General features: G+C 64.0%; 3 protein-coding genes. 2 read left to right on the forward strand and 1 reads right to left on the reverse strand.

Annotation, left to right across the window (positions count from 1 at the left end):
* Window positions 1-187 (reverse strand): hypothetical protein (locus C5O18_RS09085; protein ID WP_241146807.1); only part of this gene is annotated, 187 nt, incomplete at its 3' end.
* A gap of 331 nt (window positions 188-518) precedes the next feature.
* On the opposite strand from C5O18_RS09085, the gene C5O18_RS09090 reads away from it, so the two are divergent.
* Together C5O18_RS09090 and C5O18_RS09095 are read left to right on the forward strand one after the other, a co-directional pair.
* Entirely contained in the window at window positions 519-1292 is a 774-nt protein-coding gene (locus C5O18_RS09090; RefSeq protein ID WP_105193292.1) for a ferredoxin--NADP reductase, read from the forward strand.
* 95 nt (window positions 1293-1387) lie between these two features.
* Window positions 1388-1762, forward strand: a complete 375-nt coding sequence (locus C5O18_RS09095) for a VOC family protein (protein ID WP_105193294.1) — start codon at window positions 1388-1390, stop codon at window positions 1760-1762.
* Window positions 1763-1792 lie beyond the last annotated feature (30 nt).

Below are 1792 nucleotides of genomic sequence, written 5' to 3' on the forward strand. Positions count from 1 at the left end.
AGTCGGCGCTGAGTTCGCTGCCGAGGCGGTCCTGATGGCGCCTGAGGGCATCGCTCAGCGCCTTGAGGTGGGCGATGCGCTGCTCGGCGGTGGCGATGGGCGCGTTGTCGAAGGCTTCGCGCTGACGCTGGAAAACGGCTTCCATTGCCGAGACTTCGAGGCTTTTGCCGGGGTGTTCGTAGATCATGAGCGCGCTCCTGTGGCTGCTGGCCAGCAGGCGATGCGCTGGCGATCGGCCACGTTTGCATGCCGATCCGGCCTTGCAGAGGGCAGGGAATGCCAATATGGGGGCAGATGATGTCATTCCGACCAAGCGGTCACATCAGGCCTCCGTCATCAGGGATTCTCCTGATCAGACATGCCTAAATTCATTTCGCTGATATGCAATATTGCAAATCCTGACTTCAACCGGGAAATGCGACTGGGTATCATCCGGCACTTGTCATTGGCGGTCCGTGCGGTCGCCGACACATTTCAGAGGTCCGGTGCGCCGGGCCGGTACGCAACGGAGAGGTCCCATGTCCGCGTTTGCCCAGGAAAAGGTGCTGTCTGTCCATCACTGGAACGACACGCTGTTCAGCTTCACCACCACCCGTGATCCGGGGCTGCGCTTCAAGACCGGCCAGTTCGTCATGATCGGCCTCGAGGTCAACGGCAAGCCGCTCATGCGCGCCTACTCCGTGGTCAGCGCGCACTACGCCGACCACCTCGAGTTCTACAGCATCAAGGTGCAGGACGGCCCGCTGACCTCGCGCCTGCAGCACCTGCAGGTCGGCGACACCCTGCTGGTGTCGCGCAAGCCCACCGGCTCGCTGATCATGGACAACCTGAAGCCGGGCAAGAACCTCTACCTGCTCTCCACCGGCACCGGCCTGGCACCGTTCATGAGCGTGGTGCGCGATCCCGAGTTCTACGAGGCCTTCGACAAGGTCATCCTTACCCATGGCGTGCGCTGGAAGAACGAGCTGGGCTACTTCGAGCACATCACCGAAGACCTGCCGGAAGACGAGCACTTCGGCGAGCTGGTGCGCGACAAGCTGATCTACTACCCGACGGTGACGCGCGAGGACTTCCAGCAGCAGGGCCGCCTGACCGACCTGATCGAGTCCGGTAAGCTGTTCGAGGACATCGGCCTGCCGCCGTTCGATCCCGAGCATGACCGCATCATGATCTGCGGCAGCCCGAGCATGCTCAAGGACCTGGTCGAGATCCTCGACAAGCGCGGTTTCGTCGAGGGCACCAGCCATGCCCCGGGCGACTACGTGATCGAGCGCGCCTTCGTCGAGAAGTGAGCTCTGATCCGCAGCCGTGAAGGCCGGATGCCAGTGCTGCTGACATCCGGCCTTCCTGTTTCCGCCCCCAGCCACATCTGCAGGATGTCCCCGCCATGATCAGCATCGATGCCACCGATCTCCGCACCTTCGTGCCGGCGCAGGATTTCGCGCTGTCCTTGCGTTTCTACGCGGCGCTCGGCTGCGAGCTGGAGTGGTCGGACGAAAACCTGGCCCTGTTCCGCCTCGGCGGTTCGCGTTTCTATCTGCAGAATTTCCACGTCAGGGAGTGGGCCGAGAACAGCATGCTGCACCTGTCCGTGCGCGACGCCGCGGCCTGCTTCCGGGACATCTCCGGGCTCATCGCCGACGGCGATTTTCCCGGTGCCCGCGTGGCGCCGCCCCGGCAGGAGCCCTACGGTGCCCTGGTCACCTATGTCTGGGATCCGTCCGGGGTGCTGCTGCACCTGGCCCAGTGGGACGCGCCCTGATCCGGCCGCGTCATGCCTCGCCGGGCGCGG

Source organism: Amnimonas aquatica (genome assembly GCF_002943415.1).
GTDB classification, from domain to species: domain Bacteria; phylum Pseudomonadota; class Gammaproteobacteria; order Pseudomonadales; family Moraxellaceae; genus Perlucidibaca; species Perlucidibaca aquatica_A.